The following is a 23,307-nucleotide window of genomic DNA, read 5'->3' on the forward strand; positions in this document are numbered from 1 at the left end:
GGACCTTCGGGGACTCGAACCCAGGACCGATCGGTTATGAGCCGATTGCTCTAACCAACTGAGCTAAAGGTCCAAATCATTAAGTCCCTGTTAGGAACTAAGCCGATGATCGGACTCGAACCGATAACCTGCTGATTACAAATCAGCTGCTCTGCCAATTGAGCCACATCGGCATCTTCCCAATTACTTGGGTAATGACTCCAACGGGAATCGAACCCGTGTTACCGCCGTGAAAGGGCGATGTCTTAACCGCTTGACCATGGAGCCAAAAGATACATTATCGTGTCGATCGCTTAACATGTTACTCACGCGACCGAGTTATATATTAACATATCATTTTTATTTTGACAAGGGTTTTTTGAAATTTTTTTATTTTATTTTCCCAGAATAATTTCTTCTCCCTTTTGCTGTATAGCTATCCGGCAAAATCTGCTTATGCCTTAAAGTGTTCCAGCATAATCGGCATACATTCTTTGCTGTATTCACCCAGCGAGTATACTCCTTTGTTCAGACACCAGTCGGATACAAGTGCACGCTCACACATCGCATAATACTGGGTAATTTCACTTATCGGCATGTCACTGCGGATCTGTCCTTTCTTCTGCCCTTCATCCACAATCTTCGTTACCAGTTTATAATAACTTCGGTTCTGATCCAGCAAATGTCTTTCTCCCTGAGCCACAAGCTGTGTCGAATACAAAGATGCCAGCAGATCAATGCTAATCTTCTCTTCCATCATAGAATGTGCTTCATAATTTATATATAACAACTTATAAAAACTGTTCATATTGGCATCCATCTTTACTTCCAGTTCTTCATAGAAATCATCCAGGATCATAGACAATGTGTTCAACAGCTCATCCTTTGTATTAAAATAATAGTAAAAAGAACCTTTTGATGTTCCAGATAATTCAATAATATCGTCTACTGTCGTTCCATTGTATCCCTTTTCGTAAAACAACTGCCACGCAGCCGTTACAATTCTGTTTTTTATGCTCTCTTTTTTTATCTTTTCCATCTTAAACACTCCAACTTATATCTTTTAATGTTCTTTTTCTATTCCGAACTGCATCCATCACCGTACATAAAAACAGCTCTCCGGTTCCACCGGTATATTTTCCGTGTCGATCCATTCAATCTCTATGAAGCTATTGCGGTTCAGTCCTTCCTGGAGCTTATGAATCATCGGCTCTCTGCCCTGAATCTCCATTACAACCGTACCGTCAAATTCATTTTCTACCCAGCCGGTCAGTCCAAGTGACTGTGCCAGATATTTGGCGGTATAACGGAAGCCTACTCCTTGTACTCTTCCATGAAATACAATCCTTTGGCGAATCTCAGCCATATTATCTGCCTTTCTTTTAAGATGCCATACGCATTATTCCGTACTTCCACAATTCTGTCCGACGTTGATATATCGTGGTTTCATACTTTTACCCCTGACATCATATACTATATTACTTTATCACGTTACAAAATTCAATCGAAAAAAACTATTCATTTTCTAAGATTTATTCAAAATTCTTTGCCACAAGACGGCAGTACTCTTCATACGCCTCTACACCGGCAAATGCTTCTCTCAGAGAATCTCTTACTCCTTTATAATACCAGCCGATGATCTCTTTGTCTTTCATGCGGAAGCGTTCCCAAAGCTTCTCTCCGTCAATCGGATAATCACGGTCAATATCCCGCATATTGGACAGCTTGTCTGCCAGTGCGATCATCTGCACTTCTTGCGGCGCTGTACGCAGGTGCTCGATCGTAGCGCTTTTGCGCTCCATCCATGTTCTGGACTTGTCTTCGCTCTCCTGTGCAACCATTCCTGCCACTCTCTCTGAAAAAAGCTCGGCCAGCATCCTTTCTGTCACGCCCTCACAATCTTCTATCGTGTCATGCAGAATAGCCGCGCTTATAACTTCTTCATCCGTCGTCATCGTTGAAACAATATCCCCGACTTCTATCGGGTGGACGATATACGGTCTTTTCGTTCCTTTTCGAAATTGTCCGTCATGCGCCTTCGTTGCAAATTCTCTTGCTTTGTCTATCATGCTGATTTCCTCCGTATGAATTTCTTCTTTCATGATACCATTTACAACTTTAAATATCAATCACGAGACAGTATAATAATATCCGTAAGGAGGATTCCGATTATGAACAAAACAATTCTTGTCACAGGCGCTTCCCGTGGGATTGGGCGGGCAATCGCACATGCATTTGCAGACTGTGGCTACCATGTATTTTTAAATTGTAACTCATCTGTAAAACAACTCCGGGAAGTACAGCAGGAGATAGAAGCACAATATCCAGGTGCCGCAACCTGCGTACCTGGCAATATTGGCAATCCAGATGATGTCCGCAACATCTTCAAAAGCATTTACAACGAATGTAATGCCCTTGATGTGCTTGTCAACAATGCAGGTGTTTCCCATCTTGGTTTGTTAAGTGACATGACCGATGACGAATGGAACCGTGTGATACAGACCGATCTGTCTTCTGTTTTCTACTGCTGCCGGGAAGCCATCCCGAAAATGGTATCCAGAAAATCCGGACATATCATTAACATTTCTTCCATGTGGGGCGTATCCGGTGCATCCTGTGAAGTTGCTTATTCTGCTGCCAAATCAGGTGTCAACGGACTGACGCGTGCACTTGCAAAAGAACTTGCACCAAGCCAGATCCCGGTAAATGCCATTGCATGCGGTGTCATAGATACCGTTATGAATCAATGGCTTAATAAGGAAGAACGCAGAGAATTAGAAGAAGAAATTCCAGCCGGCAGATTTGCCACACCGGAAGAAGTTGCCCAGGCAACGGTAAATCTTGTCAATTCACCGATTTATCTAACCGGACAGATCATCGGCCTGGACGGCGGATATTTGTAAACCTGTTGAAATGTATGTTGCAAGACATAGCAAAGGCAACTGCCATTGGCAGCTTTCTCCAGATACTATGACAATACAGAAGAAAAGCCGGTATGCGAACACAAACCTCGCATACCGGCTTTTCTTCTGCCCTTTCATCTCTTATGCTTTTACCGCTTTCTTAAATAAAATGTATCCAATAACGAACAAAACTGCTATCACCGCCACGCCTGCGTTTGCCACGCCGGTCACCTGCGCCACTATTCCGACAAACGTTGTGCCCATAAAGGATGCTCCTTTTCCGCATATGTCATAAATCCCAAAATATTCCCCGGATTTTTCTGCCGGAATGATCTTCGCAAAATACGACCGCGCCAGTGCCTGAATCGCTCCCTGGAACATACCGACCAGTACAGCAAGTGTCCAGAATTCCCACTGTTTATCCAGCTGGATCGCAAATAATGCGATTCCGATATATGCCACAATACATACTCCGATCAGCCGCTCTGTCGGATATTTTCCGGATAATTTTGCACAGATCAGCGCACACGGGAACGCTACAATCTGCGTCACAAGAAGTGCCAGCAGAAGTCCTGTAGAGTCCAGTCCAAGCGCACTTCCGTAAGCTGTTGCCATCTCAATGATTGTATATACACCGTCAATAAAGAAGAAAAATGCCAGAAGATACCAGAAAATCTTCTTCTCTTTGTGCACATCCATAAATGTTTGTCCGAGGCGTTTAAAGCTGTTTTTTACCGAATGAGACGGCACGGCCACATAATTTTTCTGTCTGTAATTTCGAAGTAGCGGAATCGTTACGACTGCCCACCAGACTGCATTTAAGAAAAATGCGCCTGTCATCGCCATATGCATCGTGATTCCAATCTTCTCATACATTAACACGAGAACAAGCGACAGGATAAACGGAATACAGCTTCCGATATATCCCCACGCATACCCCTGAGAGGACACTTCGTCCATCCGGTCTGTGCTTGTTATATCTACCAGCATGGAATCATAGAAGATCAGGCTGGCATTGTAACCAACTTTTGCGATCACAAATACAGCAAGAAATATCACCCATGATGTTGGAAATGACATTGCCGCACAGCCGATCACTCCGACCATCATGCTGATGGTAAATAATGGCTTTTTGTAATTCTGCATATCTGCAATGGATCCAAGGACCGGTCCGATCGCCGCCACAATTACAGTAGATACGGATGCCGCATATCCCCAGTATGCCAGATAATTGACTTCCGATATTCCGGCAGATTTTGCCAGATAGTTAAAATAGATCGGTATGATCGTCGCGATCAGCATTACAAATGCCGAGTTCCCCACATCATACATAATCCAGTATTTTTCCAGTTTTGTCAGTTTCTTATTCTCCATGTCTGTCCTCTTTTCCACTGTCTTCGTCTTTTTGTCCCTGTTTATCCACATTTTTTATTTTCTTACTCAAATGTACGGTTAAAACGCTGTTCCAGATCCTGTCCGTATTTCAGGCTTTCATCAAAACTTTCCATCAGCCGTACTGCAACATCTTCTGCTCTCCGGAACCGTTTGTAAAGTCCGTAATTGCTCTCTGTGCAGTTTGAATTATCCTGTTTCTGGTGCATCAGATCTTTGCAGAATCCAAATCCCGGCACAACTGTAAATAACAGATTCAGAAATCCTCTTTTCAACGCTCCGGGCGCGCGCAGGAAACGTTTGACAAGTTTCAGCCACTGCAAAGACTCTTTCACTGTCTTTGGCGAAATATTTTCATAAAATGGTGCGATCGCCAGCGCAGTTTCTCTGTCTGCAGTGATCAGCCGGTCCAGGCGGTAAGCCAGTGGATGCTGTTTGTCTTTTTTTAGTAAATATTTCTCAAATTCGGATTCTATCGCAAGATGGGAAACGTGTTCCTTCTCCATCATCTCGCTGACATAAGGGTGACATTCACTGTCCAGTGTATAATGACAGATAAATCCCAGAAGATAAGCATACTGCGCGCTGTCTCTTCCATAATGGTTTACAACTTTCGCTGCATGCTCAAAGAATGGTAAAGCAGAAACGGCATGCAGGTGGCTTCCGTATTTTGCTACATCATTCCCGTGATATGGGCGGTAGAAAAATAAGATATCCGGTCCCTGCAGGCCGACTTCATACTGATTATAATATTTGAATATGATATTTTTTAATTCTCCGTCTGATTTTTCCGATACTTTCTCTCCGAAACGGTCGTGTGCATATAATGCTGGCATACCTTTGATCCTCCTGTTTCATTTTCTCCTCTAACTATATAAGGATAACAGGGAAAAGTAAACGGTTCTTTTTCAAAACGTAAAAACTATTTTAAATATTTATCTTTTAATTCTTTTACTTTCGCTTCATAAGCATCGTTCTGTTTTTTACCTAATAACTGCTGATAAATCTGACCTTTTACTTCTTCGAATTCTGCTGTCTTTGGCTCATTTTTCTTTTCAACTTTGATCAGGTGATATCCGAACTGTGTCTTTACCGGTCCGACTACCTTGCCGATCTCTGCATCAAATGCTGCATCTTCAAATTCTTTTACCATCTGACCTTTGCCAAATTCGCCAAGGTCTCCGCCTTTTGCTCCGGATGGGCAGGTAGAAAATTCTCTTGCTGCATCCTCAAATGTCTTTTCACCTGCTTCGATATTCTTTAAGATTGTCTGGCATTTTTCTTCAGAATCTGTCAGGATATGTTTTGCGCTTACTGTTGCACCTTTGCCAAACTGTGCTTTCTTTTCCTCATAGAAAGCCTTCTGCTCTTCTTCTGTTACTGTAATATCTTTTAACATATCTCTCATGGAAAGCTGTGCCAGAATATCTCTTCTTGCTCCTTCCATGATCTCTTTGAACTCGTCAGTTTCATCCATCTTCTCATCTTTTCCAAGCTGTGCAAACAGATACAGATCGATAAACTGTTCTTTGTACTGTTCTCTGTACTGTGGATTCTGTGCATACATCTGCTGCTCTCTCGGAACACTCTTTAAATACGCTTCAAACTGTGCTTCTGTAAGTTCTTTTCCTGCCACTACGGCTAATACGTTTTCACTCATGATTTATTCTCCTTTTTTCCAGGTCTTCTGACCACGTAAGGGTATTATACCGATATCCTTTTTATTTGTAAAGAAATTAAAGCCATCCACCCGGCAAAAAGGAAAATTCCGACAACCGAAACAAGCATGCCTGCCCGTTTTCCGGGTGCGTGATACGTTATTTTTACATGATGCGTTCCCGCTCCAATGCGAAATCCTAAAAACGCTTTGTTTACCTTCTCTGTCTTCACAGTATGACCGTCTACTTTAACAGTAAAGCCTTTATCATATGGAACAGACGTAACAAAATATCCATCCGCCATTCCTTTTACTGTTCCTTCGGTCCGGTTACCCTTTGTACGTTTCCAGTCCGTCTGGAATGTATGATAAGAAAATGTCTGCTCTGTCTGTCCCATATATGCTTCTACATTTTTCACATCATAATCTCCGCTGTCCAGAAGAAGTTTCGCTTTTTCTTCTCCTTTATTCAGCGCAACGGCATATGTGAACATCGTATTTCCATTATAATAAATATGTGTCTTTGCCGTCAGTTTATTGCGCACACCGTTAAGCCACGCAGCGACATCTTTACCACAGCGGTGATTCTTCACCTGGAAGCGGACGTAAAGGACTTCTCCCTCTTTTGCTTTCCGTCCAAAAGTTATCTCTTTCTGCGTCTGCTTTCTGGTGCGGATCTTCCAGAAGCTGCCAGATATATTAAGCTTCTCTATATCGTCTTTTTTCTTATCTCCAGTTGTCACATTCTGAACTTCTTTCGTTCCTGCTTTTACACTCTGTGCAGTCACATTGTGTATTTGTCTGTCTTTACTACCTTCTGATTTTATACTTTGTACAGCCTGTGCTTCCTTACCCTGCACAACGACAGCTTTCTCAAATACCGTCTGATTATATGGATACTTAAGGCTGTCATATTCCCTGTCTGAAATCGTCTGATCTGTTACATATGCCATCGGGAGTACCTCTTTATTTTCATAAACTGCCACTTTCCCATCCTGCATAATCTTCCGATATCCCGGTACATTTTTCTCTGAAAGGATATAACGCACACCCATCAGGGAACGGAACTCAGGATTCTCCGACACTGACTGCATCATCAGATTGCGGAACGGCTGTTCCACTCCGAAAGTATCTTTTCTGAAATTCTGATACTCTGTACTGTACACTGAAGAATAAATGGATGACAGATACTGCTTTCTCCCACGGATACGGTTTAAATCTGCCGCCTTGAATCTGGAATTTCCGACCTCTTCAATGCGATACATTCCAGAATCGCCATTTGCTTTTTTCACCGCTTTTGTCATCTTCTTTTCTATTTTCTGTTCTAATCGGCTGTATGAACGGTTCGTTACTGTTTTATAAAATTCCGGTTCCAGAACACGGATTTTATTTGGCATACAGACAGTTAAAAATACAGCCAGAAAACAGACGGACGGAACGAGCAGCCACAGCTCCTGCCCTTTCTTTTTCCGGCAGACAGCCAAATAACAGAATGCAAGATAAAACACCAGCAATGCAATACCTTCTGCCAGCAATATAAAACTATATTTTGTATCTGTATGCCAGACAAAAAGCAATGTCACCAGATATACTGCGGCACTTATCTTTACATTTACCTGTTTCTCTGTCTGTTTCTTTATGTATATGGCAATCATATAGCAGAATAATGGCAGAAATGGAATCCATACTTTTCCGCGGATATATAAGCCGCCATTCAAAATCCATGCAAATGCCGGAATCACCAGAAGAACCAGACTGATCTGGCTTAACAGCCGTTCCTGCCATTTCCGGTAAAACAGCCCGGTAAGCAATACCGTAAGAAGGAGTGTAGTAAGTCCGACACCATATGACTGATAGAACAGCTCTTTTACCGGCATTTTGGGAAATAACAGATCTTTCCATGTATAGCCGGACTGAATATGATTCCCCTGCATGAGCGAATACGCAGTCGGCACAAGCAGTATTCCGCTTAACAAAACGGAGATTCCCATCGAAAAAACATACCCTGCTGCCGCTTTTATGAAATCTCTCCAGACTGTCACTTTTGCCACGCCTTCTGCTTTTTCTTCCATCTTTATATATCGGCACAGTCCGTATACTGCGAGCGCCAGCATCCCCCCGATACTGAAATAAAAGCTGGTAAGAATCATCCCCCAGACACCAATGATTAAAATAGTATGTGCTCTGACACCTTCCCGCACCGGATGCAGCTTTGCCTCTTCCCGGATGATTTTTACAAAGTCCAGATAGCGATCTGCGCCAAGAAAGGACAGTAACAGCCACGGCATGTAATTTACAAACATGATCTGGCTGTAAGACTGCACGATCATCGGCCCTGCTAACAGAAAAAGCAGGCTGACTCCAAAACAGATTTTCCGGTTAAACCCTCTGCGGCTCAGCCAGTAATGTAAAAGCATTACAGAAAGTGCGAGACTTCCCACACTGACTGCCATAATGTAATCACTCATGCTTACAAACGGAAACAGATATGACAGAAGGATTGCCGGACTGTACAGACCATAGTAAGCAAAATTATAAATATTCTGCCCGCCGCCTGCCTGCAGTGTAAAATCCGGAAAGAAATTCCCGGTATCGTAAAACTGCTGACGGAACAGTTCCGGTATGACACTGTGCTGGCTGATCCAGTCTACTTTTGCGCCAAAGATTCCGTATCTTCCGGCAAAAAACCAGCATGCCCCCACACTTAATAATGCCAGTAAAATATACGGCAGCAGTTGTTTCCACTGCTGCCTGTTTTTCCATATTTTTAAATATTCTTTAGACTGTACCATGCTTTAACCCCTTATCCGGTTCGCTTGAATCTTTCAGGATAAAAATCGGTCTGCGCTTTGTCTCCAGATAAGTCTTGGACAGATATTCTCCAACAATTCCGGTACACAGAAGCTGCACACCACTGACAAGGAAGATAATACATGCCAGCGATGGCCAGCCAGAAACCGGATCTCCCCAGATGCATGTCCGCACAACGATCAGAATGATCATCAAAAAGGATACCACGCAGAAGATTACACCGATCACGGAAGCAAGTGACAATGGAGCTACGGAAAATCCTGTAATTCCTTCCAGGGAATAGAAAAATAATTTCTTCATGGACCACTTCGTCTCTCCTGCGGAGCGCTCAATATTTTCATATTCCAGCCATTTTGTACGAAAACCTACCCAGCCGAAAATTCCCTTGGAAAACCGGTTATATTCGCTCATTTTCAGCACGGCATCTACCATATTTCTTTTCATCAGACGGTAGTCTCTGGCACCGTTTACAATCTCTGTTTTGGAAATACGGTTAATAAATTTGTAAAAGCTTTCAGATAGAAAGGAACGGATCTTCGGCTCTCCACTTCTTGTAGAACGCCTCGTTGCCACACTGTCATAATCTTCTGTCTGTAAAATCTCATACATCTTTGGCAGCAGTGACGGCGGATCCTGCAGATCCACATCCATAATTGCCGCATACTCTCCCGTGGCATTTTTAAGTCCTGCATAGATTGCCGCTTCTTTTCCGAAATTTCTTGAAAAAGAAAAATACTGACACCGTTCATCCTTCTCATGCAGTATTTTCATCTCTGCCAGCGTATGATCTGTAGATCCGTCATCTACAAAGATCAGCTCAAATTCCTCTTCTTTCATCTGAGCCATAATCTTGCACATTTCTTTATAATAAATCGGAAGAGCCGCATCTTCGTTATAACACGGTACAATAATCGATATTTTATTCATAGGTGCAACCTCCTGTATATTTTAATTTCCAGCTCTTTGTTACTTAAGCTATTTCCATTTCATACAGAAGCATACACATTAAATCTTAAGAACTTATTTATCATTCTCTTAAGATTTCCTAAATAATTACTGAGCACTTTCTTTTTTATCTGCAAATGTAAGTTCCATGCGCGTTCCTTTTCCAACTTCACTGTCCACATGGATCTTAATATCATGCATGAGTGCACCATGTTTAACAATGGAAAGTCCGAGTCCGGTTCCGCCGGTTTCTTTGGAATGACTCTTATCTACACGGTAAAAGCGCTCAAAGATCCGCTCCACTTCATCCTTCGGAATCCCGATACCCGTATCCTGCACAATGACTTTCTTGCCCTGTAACGTCGTTCCTACCCAGACGCTGACAGAACCATTTTCTTTATTATATTTGATTGCATTTTCTATAATATTATAAAGCATCTCATCCAGCACCTGACGCACGCCTCTGAACATAACCGGTTCTCCGGTCATCTCTACATGCACATGTCTTGCAGAAGCATTGGATGCAAGGCGGCTGCAAATCTCTCTTGTAAGATCATAGAGATCTACTTCTTTTTTCTCCAGTTCAACTACACCTTCATCCAGTCTGGAAAGTTTGATGATATCTTCTACCAGCGTGATAAGCCTCTTTGCCTCATGGTAAATTCTTTCTGAAAATCCTTTCATGTCTTCCGGGCGCACCAGTCCGTCCTTCATGATCTCCGCATAACCGGAAATCGAAGTCAAAGGAGTCTTTAACTCATGGGAAACATTCGCCGAAAATTCTTTTCTCATCTGTGCAACCAGGTCTTTCTGTTTGTTCTGCTGATCAATCCTCTGTAAAAGAGGTGTCAGTTCTTCATATATCTCATTATCCAGCGGAGTCTCCAGATCCAGCGTGTTAATTGGATGGATCAGTCTTCCTACCTGCCAGCGCGACAGAAAATAGGCAAATACAATCATACAGAAAGCAATCAATCCCGTGAACGGCAGAATATTCATTGCTGTACGGAATACACTGTCCATGGATTTAGATACACGTAAGACACTGCCGTCGGACAGGCGCACTGCATAATAAAACATTTCTTTCTGCATGGTTTTGGATTCTCTGATATCCTGACCGGTACCGCTTTTTTCCGCCGCTTTTATCTCCGGCCGGTTCTTGTGATTCTCCCGTTCAATCGCATTTTCACCGGAATCATATAATACGGTCCCATCTCTTGCGATCAACGTTACTCTTGTCGTCCGGCGCACATCATCCATTTCTTTTAAATAGGATTCTCCTGTCTTCTCGATTGCCGTTTTAATATAATCCGCTTCCTGATGGATCTCATTTTCCATCAGATGTAATGTCTGTCTGTAAACAACAAAAGTAGTTATGACATACGCGATTAACAGCGTTGTCATAACTACCAGTGTCATACTATTTTGTATCTTGTTCTTTAACTTCATAGTATCTCTGACTCCTATTCACTAATCCGGTATCCAACTCCGCGAACGGTCTCTACACGTTCGCCACACTTTCCCAGTTTCTGTCTTAATGTCCGGATATGTACATCTACCGTTCTCGTCTCACCGTCAAAATCATATCCCCAGATCTCTTCCAGCAGAGAATCTCTTGTCATAACAATATTCGGGTTCTCCATCAGTCTCTTCAGAAGCTCGTATTCTTTCAGCGTCAGGCCGACCACTTCACCGTCCGCTTTCACTTCGTGCTTCTTCGTATTAATCTCCAGACTACCGGACACAATGATATCTTCTGCTTTCTTCTTTGCCGCACCACTTCTTCTCAGCACTGCCTTGATACGGGATACCAGCTCCATCATGCCAAATGGTTTCGTCACATAATCATCTGCTCCAAGATCCAACCCTTTTACTTTGTCGTACTCTGCACCTTTCGCAGTGACCATAATTACCGGTATATCTCTTGTTTTGGAAGAGTTTTTCAAGCGTTTTAACAGCGAAATACCGTCCTCTCCCGGAAGCATAATGTCCATTAATATCAGATCCGGTGTCTCCAGTGCAAGCGCTTCAAGAAAGCTTTTTCCCTCTTCAAAACCTCTTGCCTGAAATCCTGTTGTCTCCAGCGTATATACTACTAATTCCCGAATGTTGCTGTCATCTTCCACACAAAATATCATCGTCTTCTCCTCGTTTTCCGTGGGGTTATACCTGGCTGTCCTTATGGATTCCGGTAATTGAAAATTCTACCCACTCTGCAATATTTGTCGCATGATCGCCGATTCGTTCCAGATATTTAGCAACCATGATAAGATCGATTGCCTTCTTGCCTTGCACACCTTTATTATCAGAAATAAAATTGATCAGCTCCTGCTTATTTTCCTCAAACAGACGATCCACTGCATCATCCGCTTCCATTACCTGTCTGGAAAGCTCCAGATCTTTTTCTACATAGGCATTCACACTGTCACGCACCATCTTTGCAACGGATTCTGACATCTGACCGATCGTCTGGATATCTGTTGCTTCTGACTTATTCTCAGAAATAATGATTTCCGCAATATCTGATGCCTGGTCACCGATTCGTTCCATGTCGGTGATCATCTTAAGAGCCGCAGAAATCTGCCTTAAATCTCTTGCCACCGGCTGTTGCTGCAAAAGAAGTTTCAGGCACAGTCTCTCAATATCTTTTTCCATCTGATCAATCTCTTCATCCGCACGAATGACTTCTGCTGCCTGTTTTAAATCTCCTTTTTTCAGTGCCTCTGTTCCTCTGTTGATTGCGACTTCACATAATTCACCCATATGTGTGAGCTGCTCATTTAATAAATCCAACTGCATATCAAACTTATTACGCATATCTTAACCAAACCTCCCTGTAATATAATCTTCTGTTCTCTTATCTGATGGAATCGAGAACAATTTCTCTGTTTCATTGTATTCAATCACTTCTCCTAACAGGAAAAAGGCAGTATTATCTGATACACGCACAGCCTGCTGCATATTGTGTGTTACCATGACAATAGTATAATCTTTTTTCAGTTCCATCGCAAGGTCTTCGATCTTCGATGTTGAAATCGGATCCAGTGCGGATGTCGGCTCATCCATCAGAAGTACTTCCGGCTGTACTGCCAGCGCGCGGGCAATACAGAGTCTCTGCTGCTGTCCACCGGACATTCCAAGCGCACTCTTTTTCAGACGGTCTTTACATTCATCCCAAATGGCCGCACTGCGGAGCGATTTTTCCACAATATCATCCAGTTTTGTTTTGGAATGGATTCCATGTGTTCGCGGTCCGAATGCGATGTTGTCATAGATACTCATCGGAAACGGATTCGGTTTCTGGAATACCATACCAACACGTTTACGAAGCAGGTTTACATCAATATCTTTATAAATATCTTTACCGTCCAGTCTTAAATCGCCTTCGATCCGGCAGCCTTCTACCAGATCATTCATCCGATTGATAGATTTTAAAAGTGTTGATTTACCACAGCCGGACGGTCCGATAAATGCTGTGATTTTATTTGGCTCAATTTCCAGATTCACATCTTTTAACGCATGGAAATCGCCATAATAAAGATTCATATTACTAATACTAATTTTACTCATGACTGTTCCTCTTTCATTTTCCTAAATCTGTCTGTTCTTACGATTTTGTAAGTTTCTTCGCTGCAATTCCTGACAGTGTGTTAATGACAACTACAAGGACAAGCAGAATAACAGCAGTTGCATATGCCTGATCCATATAAAGTCCTTCACTTGCCAGATTATACATATGAACTGCCAGTGTTCGTCCGGAACTCATTACATTCTTTGGCATCTTTGCCAGTGTTCCTGCAGTATAGATAAGTGCCGCTGTTTCTCCGACGATACGTCCGACCGCAAGGATTACACCTGCAAGGATTCCAGGCACTGCCGACGGAAGAACAATCCGAAATACCGTTCTAAGTTTTCCGGCTCCCAGTCCAAAACTTCCTTCTCTGTAAGAATCCGGCACAGATTTCAATGCTTCCTCTGTACTACGCATAATCAGTGGCAATACCATAATTGACAATGTAAATGCTCCTGCGAGAATGGAGAATCCCCAGTGGCAGAATGTTACGAAGAACAACATACCAAACAGGCCATATACGATAGACGGGATTCCCTGTAACGTCTCCGTCGTCAGTCTGATGATCTCTACGAATTTATTTCCACGTTTTGCATATTCCACAAGGTAGATTGCCGAAAATATACCAAGCGGAACTGCGATCAGAAGTGATAACGCTGTCATGATCAATGTGTTGATAAGCGCCGGCATAAGTGATGCATTGTCAGAAGTATAGGTAAATGAAAACAGTGACGGTTTCAGATACGGTACTCCATTGACCAGAATATAGGCAATCAGAAAAAGTAACGCTGCAAATGTAATAATTGCTGCAAGCAAAACTAAAAGCATTACGATGAAAGAGCCTGGTGTCCGTTTGTAGCTTTTCAGTTTTTCTTTTACAGAACCTCCCTGTCTACTCATGTTCACTCCTCCTCTTCAAAAGTGCTACGCTGAAATTCAATATCAGAATAAATACGAACAACACAACGCCTGTTGCGATCAGCGCTTCTCTGTGCAGTCCTGCTGCATATCCCATCTCAATTACGATATTGGCTGTCAGTGTACGTACACCGCGGAAAATGCCTTCCGGCATTCTTGCCTGGTTTCCTGCAACCATGATAACTGCCATCGTTTCTCCGATTGCACGGCCGATTCCAAGAACCAGTGCTGCGATCACTCCAGATTTTGCTGCCGGGATGACAACTCTGAAAATAGAGCGTTCGTGAGTAGCTCCAAGTGCCACTGCCCCTTCATAATACTGTTCCGGGACTGCTCTAAGCGAAGACTCTGTAAGTCCGATAATAGTTGGCAAGATCATCATTCCAAGTAAAATAGACGCAGTCAGAATACTGTTTCCATTTCCATGAAATCCCATAGTCCGGCCAAACTCTCTGACTAACGGTACAATTACAACCAGTCCGAAGAATCCGTAAATAACAGAAGGAATTCCGGCAAGAAGTTCCGTTGCTGCTTTTAAAGGTTTATAGATTCTTTCCGGGCAATAGTACGCCATAAATACTGCTGTTAATATTCCAATCGGGACACCGATAATGATCGCTCCTGCTGTAACATATAAGCTTCCTACGATCATCGGGAAAATACCAAAGATCTCGTTTTTCGGACGCCAGAGCGTTCCCGTCAGGAATTTTACAAATCCGATTTCCTTCATTGCAGGTATACCATTTGCAAACAAAAAGATACAAATGAGTGCTACCGCCAGCACCGAAGCACAGGCGGCAACAAAGAAGATTACCTGCATGACTATTTCAGTCAATGCTTTTCTTTTCATATTATTTTACTACCTCATCCCATGTGGTTGCATCGCCAGTGTAAATGGTCTTTACCTGATCTGCTGACAGTTCATCTGTTGTGTTGTTCTTGTTTACGATGACTGCGATACCATCTGTTGCGATGACTGTGTTCTGTAATTTAGCGGCTTCATCATCTTTCAGTTCACGGGATGCCATTCCGATATCATAGCTTCCATCGATTGTTGAAGTCATACCTGTTGTAGAATCTGTTGTCTGAAGTTCTACATTTGCTTTGCTGTTTACTGCTTTGTAACCTTCGATCAGTTTTTCCATAACCGGTGATACAGAAGAAGATCCACCGACAACTACTTTACCGGAAACTTCTTTTCCAGAGTAAGGTTTTGCTCCGTCTACCGGAATATATCCGTTATCAGATACGATTTTCTGTCCTTCTTCACTCATCACATAATTGATGAAATCTTTTGCAACTTCATTTTTCATATCTTTCTTTACTGCGATGTTGAATGGTCTGGATACTTTATATTTTCCTGCTTTGATATTCTCTGCTGTTGCCTCAGCTCCGTCAATCTTCAGTGCTTTTACGCTGTCATCCAGAGATCCGAGTGATACATAACCGATAGAATAATCATCGCCTGCTACTGTTGTCATCATAACAGATGTGCTGTTTGTGATCTGTGCTTCATCTGTTGTCATATCCACTTTCTCACCGTTTTTCTCTTCTTCAATGCCGAACAGTTCAATGAATGCTCCTCTCGTTCCTGAGCCATCTTCTCTGGATAAGATTGTGATATCGTTTGATGAATCCCAACTTGACTCGCTCTTCTTATCACTGCCGTTATCTTTACTGTCGGATTTTCCACATCCTACTGCAAGTGTTCCGACCATTGCTGTCATTGCTACTACTGTAATAAACTTTTTCAATTTCATTTTCTTTGTCTCCTTTGATTTGGATATTTTGCAATATGTTCTTTACAGTTATGTATCATACAGGTCGATTGTAAAATCCAAAATCGCAGGATTGTAAAAACTATGTAAAATAAGAAACGCGACAGATTTTCGCCTGCCGCGTTTCTTGTTTGTTCTTTTTATTTATATTCCTTAATAAATACTATGCTCTTCTTATTCATATTTCTTGATGAAATCTACATTCTTCTTTTCTATCGGACTTAAATAAGAATCTTTAAAATCTTTCGGAGCAATGTATCCGTTATACCATGCCTGTGAATCAAAATATACCTGCAATGACTGATCATCAAACAGACGGCCTTCTCTTGCATAGATTTCATTTCTTGCAAGTCTGAGTTCCGCACTGGAAAGCCCGCTGATATCTGAATAATCAAGCAGATAATCCGAACTGTACGGAATTACATAACCGCTGGAACTGATATAGTGTCTCTGATTATCATATGGATTGATAACAATGATCTTACTTGTATCGCCACGGTTATTTGCATTGTTATTCGTCTTTTTCTTTGCTGTCTGTTTTACTTTGATACTCTCAGCCGTAATATAATACGGTGTTTCTGTCACTACGTCTTCGATTTTCTTAGAAGCTTCGGTATCACCGGTAACAAAAATATAGTTATCACCTTTCTGAAGTTCAAACTTCAATGTTTTCGTTCCTTCTCCAAGCATGCACAGTTCTGTCTTAGTTGTTCCTTTATCCGGATAATTTACTTTCCAGCCAAGTCCACCCTGGTCATTGGATGGTGTATAACTGAACTTCACTTCCGCAGTACCTTCTTTTTGTGTCGAAATCACAAAGTAGTCCACATCATCTTTGGAATCGATATAGCCGGTCACTGGTTTTCCTTCTTCCAGTGTAATCGCCTGATTTATAGAATCATTTGGCTCATTGGAATCTTTTACTTCCTTTTTTTCCGGCTCTTTCTGCTCTGTTGTTTCCGTTTTTGTCTCTGGTTTTGTCTCTTTTGGGGACCTTCCAAGTCCAAATACAACGAGTGCGATAATCACCACCGCCATAACAGCACATACAATGCCAAGTATAATAACCAGATTTTTTGATCCTTTCGGCTCATTCTTCTGTACTCTTTCTTCCTGCTCGTCCGGCCACTCGGTTGCAAATTCCTCATTTGCATCTGGTGTTTCATGTACAGCCGGTGCCTCTTCGGTTTCTGTTTTGTGTCCACAATGTGCACAGAACATTGCACCCGGCTCTATCGGCCGGCCGCAGTTAGGACAAAATCTTGCTCTCTCTCCCATCTTACTTCTTCCTCCGTACTTTTTCTTTCCTTATTATTCTTAATTTTCTTCTTTTATTTTTTCTTCTTTCAGTTCTTCTTCCGTAATCTCCTGCGCTGTCTCTTCCAGAGCTTCTTCAATATCTGCCAGTACTTCCGGCTCAGATTCAGACTCTGCTTTTAATTCCGGCACATTCTCCGATATTGCTTCTGCCAGCATTTCTGACTCCGGCTCCGGCATCCTTATATTTTCTGGCTCTGGCTCCGGCATTGTCTGTCGGCTCTCTTCTTCCAGTTTATTTCCACAGTTAATGCAGAACAGAGCGTCACCATCATTTTTGAAACCGCAGTTTGTACAATATTTTTCTTTTATATTTGAGGCTTCCAGATTCTCTTTTACCGTCAATGAAGAGCCACATTTTACACAGAATTTGGAACTTATCTTATTGCCATATCCACACTGTGGACATGGTTTTACTTCTGTGGCCAGACGCAGTTCTTCTTTTTCTTTCTCAATCTGTGCACGCAATCTACGGATCTCAGCAAATAATTCTTCATATTCGGTTCCCGCTTCCTCTGCGTGCCGTTTCACACACTGCACACCAACCTGATATATGAGTTTCTCTATCATCTTCTCGTCATCTCTGATTTTCGCAGAAATCCGCTCACTCTCCAGTCCATCTTTTATCTTTGTTGATATTCCCTGACCAGCGGCATTGATCGAGTCTTTCATTTTATCCAGCATCGCCATATATCGTCCTCCCTATATCTTTTCAAGATTTGCTTTCGCAAAGCATATAACAGCCCTAAATGTCTCTCATCTGTTATAAATTGTTCTGTCTGTTATATGCATTGCAAATCCGGTTACTGTTCTTGATCAGGATGTGCATTGCAACAAACGGTCCCAAACCACATAATAAAATTCCGATCAGATCCCACACTAATACAGTTGTTCCGTTCTCTGGAAATGTCATTCCGTAGCGCGGTGCATTGGTGCAAAGCCTGTTTCCTATTTTATAAGACCAGTAGAATGAATAAATTCCACAGGTCAGGAATGACAATATAATAAATGCAGCCAGACCGGACGTCATCTCTCCATCGCCTTCACATGCAATGTTCACATCATGCGCCATTTTATATATGAAATAATAACTGTAGATTCCGCAGGTAACGATCGACAGCAGTATGTATATGGCAAGACTTCTGTCATCCTGCAGTCTCTCTTTTCTTCCTGCCGGCATCTGATTATTACTGCTAAAGCTCTGTTTTACATTGTGTATCTCACTTTCCATTTTCCGTTCGGTTGACCGGAAAGTCTGATTCACCTGCTCAGAAAACTGCTTTTTTATTGTGCATGGATTGCCACACTTCGGACAAAACTTTGCGTTATCGGGCAGTTTCGCCCCACATTTCGTACAAAACACTATTTTTCTTCCTCCTCATTCCTGTATAGTTCCTGCGGATATGCAGGCTCTATCGATACCTATGATACCCACGGATTGTTCCGTGCTGCTCTGGTATCATGTAAATTTTATCATAGTAAAATATCATTGTAAATATTAGCATTATGAAGAATCTCCGTAAATTTTAAAAGGGAAATTGCATTTTTATGCTATCAATGCTAAACTAAGCTAAAACTTAACGAACACAAAGGAGAATTATTATGTTTTGTAAACATTGTGGAAAGCAGCTAACAGATGGTGCAAAATTCTGCCCTGACTGCGGAACCCCTGTTTCTGCTAAAGCTCAGCATACACAGCAGCATTTCGAAGCTACAGCGTCACACAAGCAGACACCACACAATGAGGCTGCGCATCCTACACCACATAACCACGAACATCGAACTCAGCAGACTGCAAAAACAGCATCGCATAACCGCACACATCCGACACAGACAATAGACCACACAAAATCTTCTGTAGCAGGTTCAATGAATTATACCGCCTCTGATATGACAACAGCTCCTGCACCAAAAGTACGCAGAAATTTTACAATTGGAAATATTGTCACCTGGATTGGATGCTTCCTTGCATTTATATCCATGTTTATGACATTTGCCACGGTATCTATTCTTGGTTTTTCCCAGACAGTCACTCTTTTTGACACTAATGACGGAAAATTATTTCTTGCAGTGATCCTGGCAGTGGCGGTTATTAACTTCTTCCGTATTGATATTATCAGCCTGATCGGATCATGTGTCGGTGTTTTCTTCCTTCTTATGGAATACAAAGATGCCGCCGATAAATTACAGCAGTTTTCTTCTATGGTTCATTATGGAATCGGACGAATGCTTCTGACTGTCGGAATTATTCTGATGGTACTAGGCGCAGTCGCAAGTATCTTCCTTCGTAAGAAGAATGTGAAACTGAATGTTTTACAATAAATCGACGGACGGATATAAATGTAAATATTATCTGACCCACTATAAGGTAATACACTATATTACATGCTATATATTTTATCAAAGCCAGCTGATTTGCTGGCTTTTTATTTACGCCATATACTTTTGCACAAAACACGTAATAAGATAAAAAGAGCAACCACACCCTATTTTTATTCAGTCGCATAACCGACTCTCTTAAAACGGATGTGATTGCTCTTGAATTATCATCTTTCAATCACTGATAATTTGTTAATTCCTATTTTTCAACATCTCCGACTACAGCCCATCTCCAGAATGACTGGTCATAGTTCCATGTATTCTTGCATCCTGCCATTTCAAGTACAAGCTGCATATATGCGGAACGAATACCGCCTGTGCAATAAGTTACGATCTTGTCATCTTTGGAAATGCCCGCATCTTTTAACATCTTATCAATGTCAGCCTGTGATCTTAATGTTCCGTCTTCACGGAAAAGATCTGTATACCGAATATGGATTGCTCCCGGAAGATGTCCGCCTTTTGCTTCGTTATATTTCTTAGCACCTTCATACTCTTCATCTGTACGAACATCAACGATCTTGTAATCTTTGTAGTTCTTCTGAAGTTCTTCTGTTTCCATGTCATGTGTCATGTCAAGTTTGTCGATCTTCACATCTACTTTGTCTAACTTGGAAGGTCCTTTCTGTGTCTCAGCTCCGGCATTTACCAGCGCTTCGTATCCACCGTCAACCATCTTAAGGTTTGTGTAACCTGCTACGCGCAGCTCCCAGAGAACACGGGCATCTTCTCCCCATCCTCCAAGTGTCTCACCTAAGAGAACGATTTCCTTGTTCGGATCAAGGCCGAGGTTGCTGAGTTTTTTAGATAACTCTGCAGGCTGTGGAACTTTTCCCCAGTTCTCATCGCCCTGCTTGCCATATTTGTCTTCGCATGTTCCAAGTGCCTGCCAGCTTGTAGCTGCTGCACCCTTGATCGTCTCTTTATTAGAATATTTCTCGCCACGGCAGTCAAGAAAAATTACATTGTCATCGCCCATCAGTTTCTTCGCTTCTTTTGCGGTTATCAGGTATTCTCCTTTAAAAGAATCCTTGGAAACCAAATCGTCGTCCGATACTCCTTTTGCTTTGCTTCCGCATCCAACTACAAGCATCATAGCCAGCAGTCCGACACCCATACATCTGATAAACTTCTTCATACCATTTCTCCTCTTAATCTTCGTTTAATATTTCTTCTGTGATCTGGATCACCTTTTCTGCAAGACACGGACAGAACTCTGTCATCTTTCCGCTGTCTAATGCCCCTTGAAGTCCTTCCGGTGTAGACACATCATAACCGATGATCTCTTTGCAGTTTACAGAACCATATTCCTGTTCAAAACGATTCTTAAACTCCATGTATTTTCCGATCATGACATTCTTCTGGTCCATCAGTCCTTCTTCTTTTGTGTGTCCATACTTCATACCGATCGCCATCAGCGCTCCGGTATAAGCACCACAGACAGATCCTAACATCATGCCACCTCCAAAACAGGCAGCAATACGGTTTGCTTCGTCTTCACTTAAGTCAAACCGCTCTGCAAAATGACGGAACACTACCTGTGAACAGTCATATCCTTTTATAAAGTTGTCTTTAATTTCATTTGCCTTCTGGTTCATATTCTTGTCTCCTTTATTTCTATTTTCCTGCATAACAATGTTTGTCAAACAGAATCTTACGCTTTTTATACGGAGTCCCTACCAGGTCCATAATCGTTGCTTTCGATCCGATCGGCAGATCGATCGCCTGATTAAAATCACAGTCATAAACCTTTGATATTATAAAATTATTTTGTTTTCTTTTTCTGTTTTTCATTATATAACTGTTTGAACAGAACGATAAGACCTGATAAAGCAAATAAGATCAGAAGTCCTGTTACGAGCAGTTTTGCTCCTCCGGTCAGCATACCACCCACATAAGAGTAAACGATGGTTGCCGGAAGCTGTCCGATTCCTGTAGCTACGAAAAATCCCCAGAAAGACATAGATGTAAGACCTGCTGCATAACTTACATAATCAAATGAAATAAACGGCAGAAGTCTTGCGATCAGGATACTTAAATTTCCATGTCTCTCAAAGAAGACATCGATCTGCTGAAGTCCTGCTTTGCTTGTAAGCTTCTCAGCTACATCTCTTCCCAGAATTCTTGCGATATAGAAGCAAAGCACTGCTCCTGCCATCGCACTTGACCAGGAAAGAATCGCTCCCTGCCACCATCCGAATAAGTTTGCGTTCGCAAATGTGATCAGGAATGCCGGAAGCGGGGCTGCTACAGACTGTAAGATCATCAATGCAAAAGACACAGCTGCTGCATATGCACCGTAAGATGCAACGAATTCTTTGACAACGGTAAAGTCGCCGCTTGCAAATGCTGCAAAAATACGATTCATCAGCTTATTTACACTCGGTACGCAGAAATAAACTGCCACACATCCTACAATCAACACGATTACTATAATCTTACTGAGCCATTTGTTTCGTTTTTTTGTTTCCACCTCTTGTTCTCCTTTTTCTTTGTTTCCTTTTGTTCTCTCTTGTTTCTATAGATACTTTGTCCGCATACGATTGATCAGGGATTTGATCGTATCCGGTTTTTCTTTTGTTCCCAGAATCTCCGGCAGGACGTGACGTACCTGCTTACAGCCGTTTCTGGTCAGATTGCCTGCACAGGAGCCGCAATATGTATAAATCGTCTGCGGATACTTCTTCACTGTCTCAGCAAAGCTTTTTGCTATCTCCGGTTCTTTGGCGCATCCCTGGCCGCCAAGGCCACAGCACTGGATATCCTCCAATGTCTGAAATTCTGCGTCTGAAAACGCCTCAATGTCTGTGAGCCATTCTCCCTTTTCTCTGTCAGGGCATGGACGAAACATCGTACCGCCGGGCAGACACTTCTCACCCAGATGCAGTTCCTTTAATTTCTGATAAATGTTCACTACACGGATCGTAAGTCTTGGCTTCAGAAACGCATAACAGTTCGGACACATCGTAATGACCTCTGTCACCCCTGCATCATCCATGCGCTTCTGAATTCCCTGCATAATACGTTCCTCTTCGTCTTCCATTCCTATATCTGCGATTGGTTTTCCACAGCAGTCATAGACCACACCGATCCCGGCTTCTTTTTCAAACAGTTCCACCAGAACTTTTGTTGTCTTCGGATATACAGACGGGAAATTGCATCCCGGAAATAACACACTCTTCTCTGTCACATGCCTATAATTGCGATATGAATATTCCTTTTTTTCAAAAATGGTCCGCTTGTACTCTTTGTTCACCCGCGCGCCTTCGTCAGATGCAACGCTGGCTCTGCGCATATCCATAATGATTCCCTGTCCGTCAATCCCCACCGGACAGACTTCTGAACATTTGCCACATAAAAAGCAGTGATACGCAAGCTTATTAAGCTTTTCGGTATCACCTATATCAAGACCATACTTTTTCAAAAAGGAACAATTCTCCTGACAGACATGACAGTGGATGCATTTGTCTGCATCTTTTACTCTCTCATTCTGACACATGTTATTATCCTCTCTTTTCTATTTACTCTCGCTCATTGTATCATCAAATCTGTATTTCGTATAATTGATATTGTGAATATATCATTGTAAATATAGGTTGTGTCTATATGTATTAAACCCACCGAAACGCTCTGTTTTACTTGGTTTTCCACTTATTG

25 protein-coding genes and 3 tRNA genes are annotated in these 23,307 nt (G+C 42.2%); 2 read left to right on the forward strand and 26 right to left on the reverse strand.

The window, feature by feature from the left end:
* The 6 genes from DW125_RS01535 to DW125_RS01560 form a co-directional block, all read right to left on the reverse strand.
* Nucleotides 1–73: transfer RNA gene (locus DW125_RS01535), tRNA-Ile, on the reverse strand.
* Between the two features lie 27 nt (nucleotides 74–100).
* Nucleotides 101–173: transfer RNA gene (locus DW125_RS01540), tRNA-Thr, on the reverse strand.
* A gap of 22 nt (nucleotides 174–195) precedes the next feature.
* Nucleotides 196–267: transfer RNA gene (locus DW125_RS01545), tRNA-Glu, on the reverse strand.
* Between the two features lie 166 nt (nucleotides 268–433).
* Nucleotides 434–1,018, reverse strand: a complete 585-nt coding sequence (locus tag DW125_RS01550) for a TetR/AcrR family transcriptional regulator (RefSeq protein ID WP_021861186.1) — start codon at nucleotides 1,016–1,018, stop codon at nucleotides 434–436.
* A gap of 57 nt (nucleotides 1,019–1,075) precedes the next feature.
* Nucleotides 1,076–1,345, reverse strand: coding sequence for an acylphosphatase (locus DW125_RS01555; protein ID WP_021861187.1), 270 nt, complete (start codon nucleotides 1,343–1,345; stop codon nucleotides 1,076–1,078).
* Between the two features lie 166 nt (nucleotides 1,346–1,511).
* On the reverse strand, nucleotides 1,512–2,048 hold the full coding sequence (locus DW125_RS01560) for an HD domain-containing protein (RefSeq protein ID WP_021861188.1): 537 nt from the start codon (nucleotides 2,046–2,048) through the stop codon (nucleotides 1,512–1,514).
* A 102-nt stretch (nucleotides 2,049–2,150) separates the two neighbouring features.
* Between DW125_RS01560 and ymfI the strand changes: the two genes are divergently transcribed.
* Nucleotides 2,151–2,882, forward strand: a complete 732-nt coding sequence (gene ymfI, locus DW125_RS01565) for an elongation factor P 5-aminopentanone reductase (protein WP_117536922.1) — start codon at nucleotides 2,151–2,153, stop codon at nucleotides 2,880–2,882.
* Between the two features lie 141 nt (nucleotides 2,883–3,023).
* Here the strand turns inward: ymfI and DW125_RS01570 are convergent, their stop codons facing one another.
* The 15 genes from DW125_RS01570 to DW125_RS01640 all read right to left on the reverse strand — a co-directional run bounded on the left by DW125_RS01570 (nucleotide 3,024) and on the right by DW125_RS01640 (nucleotide 18,634).
* Nucleotides 3,024–4,256, reverse strand: coding sequence for an MFS transporter (locus DW125_RS01570; RefSeq protein ID WP_117537109.1), 1,233 nt, complete (start codon nucleotides 4,254–4,256; stop codon nucleotides 3,024–3,026).
* A gap of 62 nt (nucleotides 4,257–4,318) precedes the next feature.
* Entirely contained in the window at nucleotides 4,319–5,110 is a 792-nt protein-coding gene (locus DW125_RS01575) for a zinc dependent phospholipase C family protein (RefSeq protein WP_021861191.1), read from the reverse strand.
* 86 nt (nucleotides 5,111–5,196) lie between these two features.
* Nucleotides 5,197–5,934, reverse strand: coding sequence for a peptidylprolyl isomerase (locus tag DW125_RS01580; RefSeq protein WP_021861192.1), 738 nt, complete (start codon nucleotides 5,932–5,934; stop codon nucleotides 5,197–5,199).
* Between the two features lie 44 nt (nucleotides 5,935–5,978).
* Nucleotides 5,979–8,723, reverse strand: coding sequence for a YfhO family protein (locus DW125_RS01585; RefSeq protein WP_117536923.1), 2,745 nt, complete (start codon nucleotides 8,721–8,723; stop codon nucleotides 5,979–5,981).
* Nucleotides 8,710–9,669, reverse strand: a complete 960-nt coding sequence (locus DW125_RS01590) for a glycosyltransferase family 2 protein (RefSeq protein WP_117536924.1) — start codon at nucleotides 9,667–9,669, stop codon at nucleotides 8,710–8,712. The genes DW125_RS01585 and DW125_RS01590 overlap by 14 nt, the downstream gene beginning before the upstream one ends.
* A 126-nt stretch (nucleotides 9,670–9,795) precedes the next feature.
* Nucleotides 9,796–11,136 (reverse strand): sensor histidine kinase, encoded by a 1,341-nt coding sequence (locus DW125_RS01595; RefSeq protein ID WP_021861195.1) that lies wholly within the window; start codon nucleotides 11,134–11,136, stop codon nucleotides 9,796–9,798.
* Nucleotides 11,137–11,150: 14 nt separating this feature from the next.
* Entirely contained in the window at nucleotides 11,151–11,825 is a 675-nt protein-coding gene (locus tag DW125_RS01600) for a response regulator transcription factor (protein WP_021861196.1), read from the reverse strand.
* A gap of 25 nt (nucleotides 11,826–11,850) precedes the next feature.
* On the reverse strand, nucleotides 11,851–12,504 hold the full coding sequence (gene phoU / locus DW125_RS01605; RefSeq protein ID WP_021861197.1) for a phosphate signaling complex protein PhoU: 654 nt from the start codon (nucleotides 12,502–12,504) through the stop codon (nucleotides 11,851–11,853).
* 3 nt (nucleotides 12,505–12,507) lie between these two features.
* A complete protein-coding gene (gene pstB / locus DW125_RS01610) occupies nucleotides 12,508–13,257 on the reverse strand; it encodes a phosphate ABC transporter ATP-binding protein PstB (RefSeq protein ID WP_117536925.1) in 750 nt (249 codons plus the stop codon).
* A gap of 37 nt (nucleotides 13,258–13,294) precedes the next feature.
* On the reverse strand, nucleotides 13,295–14,158 hold the full coding sequence (gene pstA, locus DW125_RS01615) for a phosphate ABC transporter permease PstA (protein WP_117536926.1): 864 nt from the start codon (nucleotides 14,156–14,158) through the stop codon (nucleotides 13,295–13,297).
* Entirely contained in the window at nucleotides 14,151–15,026 is an 876-nt protein-coding gene (gene pstC / locus DW125_RS01620) for a phosphate ABC transporter permease subunit PstC (RefSeq protein ID WP_021861200.1), read from the reverse strand. The genes pstA and pstC overlap by 8 nt, the downstream gene beginning before the upstream one ends.
* Before the next feature lies 1 nt (nucleotide 15,027).
* Nucleotides 15,028–15,936, reverse strand: coding sequence for a substrate-binding domain-containing protein (locus DW125_RS01625; RefSeq protein ID WP_021861201.1), 909 nt, complete (start codon nucleotides 15,934–15,936; stop codon nucleotides 15,028–15,030).
* A gap of 192 nt (nucleotides 15,937–16,128) precedes the next feature.
* On the reverse strand, nucleotides 16,129–17,232 hold the full coding sequence (locus DW125_RS01630) for a YARHG domain-containing protein (RefSeq protein ID WP_021861202.1): 1,104 nt from the start codon (nucleotides 17,230–17,232) through the stop codon (nucleotides 16,129–16,131).
* Between the two features lie 39 nt (nucleotides 17,233–17,271).
* Nucleotides 17,272–17,961 (reverse strand): double zinc ribbon domain-containing protein, encoded by a 690-nt coding sequence (locus tag DW125_RS01635; protein WP_117536927.1) that lies wholly within the window; start codon nucleotides 17,959–17,961, stop codon nucleotides 17,272–17,274.
* Between the two features lie 73 nt (nucleotides 17,962–18,034).
* Entirely contained in the window at nucleotides 18,035–18,634 is a 600-nt protein-coding gene (locus DW125_RS01640; protein ID WP_021861204.1) for a DUF4234 domain-containing protein, read from the reverse strand.
* A 239-nt stretch (nucleotides 18,635–18,873) separates the two neighbouring features.
* On the opposite strand from DW125_RS01640, the gene DW125_RS01645 reads away from it, so the two are divergent.
* Nucleotides 18,874–19,593: a zinc-ribbon domain-containing protein gene (locus DW125_RS01645; RefSeq protein WP_117536928.1), complete on the forward strand. Its 720-nt coding sequence runs from the start codon at nucleotides 18,874–18,876 to the stop codon at nucleotides 19,591–19,593.
* Between the two features lie 256 nt (nucleotides 19,594–19,849).
* On the opposite strand, the gene DW125_RS01650 is transcribed toward DW125_RS01645, so the two are convergent.
* Genes DW125_RS01650 through DW125_RS01670 form a run of 5 tightly spaced genes read right to left on the reverse strand, consistent with a single transcriptional unit; the run spans nucleotide 19,850 to nucleotide 23,149 of the window.
* Nucleotides 19,850–20,788 carry a sulfurtransferase gene (locus DW125_RS01650; RefSeq protein ID WP_021861206.1) on the reverse strand — a complete coding sequence of 313 codons (939 nt, stop codon included), beginning with the start codon at nucleotides 20,786–20,788 and terminating at the stop codon, nucleotides 19,850–19,852.
* A gap of 13 nt (nucleotides 20,789–20,801) precedes the next feature.
* Entirely contained in the window at nucleotides 20,802–21,248 is a 447-nt protein-coding gene (locus tag DW125_RS01655) for a C-GCAxxG-C-C family protein (protein ID WP_021861207.1), read from the reverse strand.
* A gap of 19 nt (nucleotides 21,249–21,267) precedes the next feature.
* The gene (locus DW125_RS01660; RefSeq protein ID WP_117536929.1) at nucleotides 21,268–21,444 is read right to left on the reverse strand and encodes a DUF3641 domain-containing protein; all 177 of its coding nucleotides are present in this window, start codon (nucleotides 21,442–21,444) and stop codon (nucleotides 21,268–21,270) included.
* Complete coding sequence (locus tag DW125_RS01665; protein ID WP_021861208.1) at nucleotides 21,416–22,123, reverse strand: TVP38/TMEM64 family protein; 708 nt, start codon at nucleotides 22,121–22,123, stop codon at nucleotides 21,416–21,418. The genes DW125_RS01660 and DW125_RS01665 overlap by 29 nt, the downstream gene beginning before the upstream one ends.
* A gap of 45 nt (nucleotides 22,124–22,168) precedes the next feature.
* Nucleotides 22,169–23,149 carry a (Fe-S)-binding protein gene (locus DW125_RS01670; protein ID WP_117536930.1) on the reverse strand — a complete coding sequence of 327 codons (981 nt, stop codon included), beginning with the start codon at nucleotides 23,147–23,149 and terminating at the stop codon, nucleotides 22,169–22,171.
* Nucleotides 23,150–23,307 lie beyond the last annotated feature (158 nt).

Origin of the sequence: Dorea sp. AM10-31, assembly GCF_003435815.1 — a bacterium.
Taxonomy (GTDB): domain Bacteria; phylum Bacillota; class Clostridia; order Lachnospirales; family Lachnospiraceae; genus Dorea_D; species Dorea_D hominis.

Bases quoted from the DNA above. Each gene is read 5' to 3' on its own strand.
- DW125_RS01550 (WP_021861186.1), bottom strand. From the start codon at position 1,018: ATGGAAAAGATAAAAAAAGAGAGCATAAAAAACAGAATTGTAACGGCT.
- DW125_RS01555 (WP_021861187.1), bottom strand. From the start codon at position 1,345: ATGGCTGAGATTCGCCAAAGGATTGTATTTCATGGAAGAGTACAAGGA.
- DW125_RS01560 (WP_021861188.1), bottom strand. From the start codon at position 2,048: ATGATAGACAAAGCAAGAGAATTTGCAACGAAGGCGCATGACGGACAA.
- ymfI (WP_117536922.1), top strand. From the start codon at position 2,151: ATGAACAAAACAATTCTTGTCACAGGCGCTTCCCGTGGGATTGGGCGG.
- DW125_RS01570 (WP_117537109.1), bottom strand. From the start codon at position 4,256: ATGGAGAATAAGAAACTGACAAAACTGGAAAAATACTGGATTATGTAT.
- DW125_RS01575 (WP_021861191.1), bottom strand. From the start codon at position 5,110: ATGCCAGCATTATATGCACACGACCGTTTCGGAGAGAAAGTATCGGAA.
- DW125_RS01580 (WP_021861192.1), bottom strand. From the start codon at position 5,934: ATGAGTGAAAACGTATTAGCCGTAGTGGCAGGAAAAGAACTTACAGAA.
- DW125_RS01585 (WP_117536923.1), bottom strand. From the start codon at position 8,723: ATGGTACAGTCTAAAGAATATTTAAAAATATGGAAAAACAGGCAGCAG.
- DW125_RS01590 (WP_117536924.1), bottom strand. From the start codon at position 9,669: ATGAATAAAATATCGATTATTGTACCGTGTTATAACGAAGATGCGGCT.
- DW125_RS01595 (WP_021861195.1), bottom strand. From the start codon at position 11,136: ATGAAGTTAAAGAACAAGATACAAAATAGTATGACACTGGTAGTTATG.
- DW125_RS01600 (WP_021861196.1), bottom strand. From the start codon at position 11,825: ATGATATTTTGTGTGGAAGATGACAGCAACATTCGGGAATTAGTAGTA.
- phoU (WP_021861197.1), bottom strand. From the start codon at position 12,504: ATGCGTAATAAGTTTGATATGCAGTTGGATTTATTAAATGAGCAGCTC.
- pstB (WP_117536925.1), bottom strand. From the start codon at position 13,257: ATGAGTAAAATTAGTATTAGTAATATGAATCTTTATTATGGCGATTTC.
- pstA (WP_117536926.1), bottom strand. From the start codon at position 14,158: ATGAGTAGACAGGGAGGTTCTGTAAAAGAAAAACTGAAAAGCTACAAA.
- pstC (WP_021861200.1), bottom strand. From the start codon at position 15,026: ATGAAAAGAAAAGCATTGACTGAAATAGTCATGCAGGTAATCTTCTTT.
- DW125_RS01625 (WP_021861201.1), bottom strand. From the start codon at position 15,936: ATGAAATTGAAAAAGTTTATTACAGTAGTAGCAATGACAGCAATGGTC.
- DW125_RS01630 (WP_021861202.1), bottom strand. From the start codon at position 17,232: ATGGGAGAGAGAGCAAGATTTTGTCCTAACTGCGGCCGGCCGATAGAG.
- DW125_RS01635 (WP_117536927.1), bottom strand. From the start codon at position 17,961: ATGGCGATGCTGGATAAAATGAAAGACTCGATCAATGCCGCTGGTCAG.
- DW125_RS01645 (WP_117536928.1), top strand. From the start codon at position 18,874: ATGTTTTGTAAACATTGTGGAAAGCAGCTAACAGATGGTGCAAAATTC.
- DW125_RS01650 (WP_021861206.1), bottom strand. From the start codon at position 20,788: ATGAAGAAGTTTATCAGATGTATGGGTGTCGGACTGCTGGCTATGATG.
- DW125_RS01655 (WP_021861207.1), bottom strand. From the start codon at position 21,248: ATGAACCAGAAGGCAAATGAAATTAAAGACAACTTTATAAAAGGATAT.
- DW125_RS01660 (WP_117536929.1), bottom strand. From the start codon at position 21,444: ATGAAAAACAGAAAAAGAAAACAAAATAATTTTATAATATCAAAGGTT.
- DW125_RS01670 (WP_117536930.1), bottom strand. From the start codon at position 23,149: ATGTGTCAGAATGAGAGAGTAAAAGATGCAGACAAATGCATCCACTGT.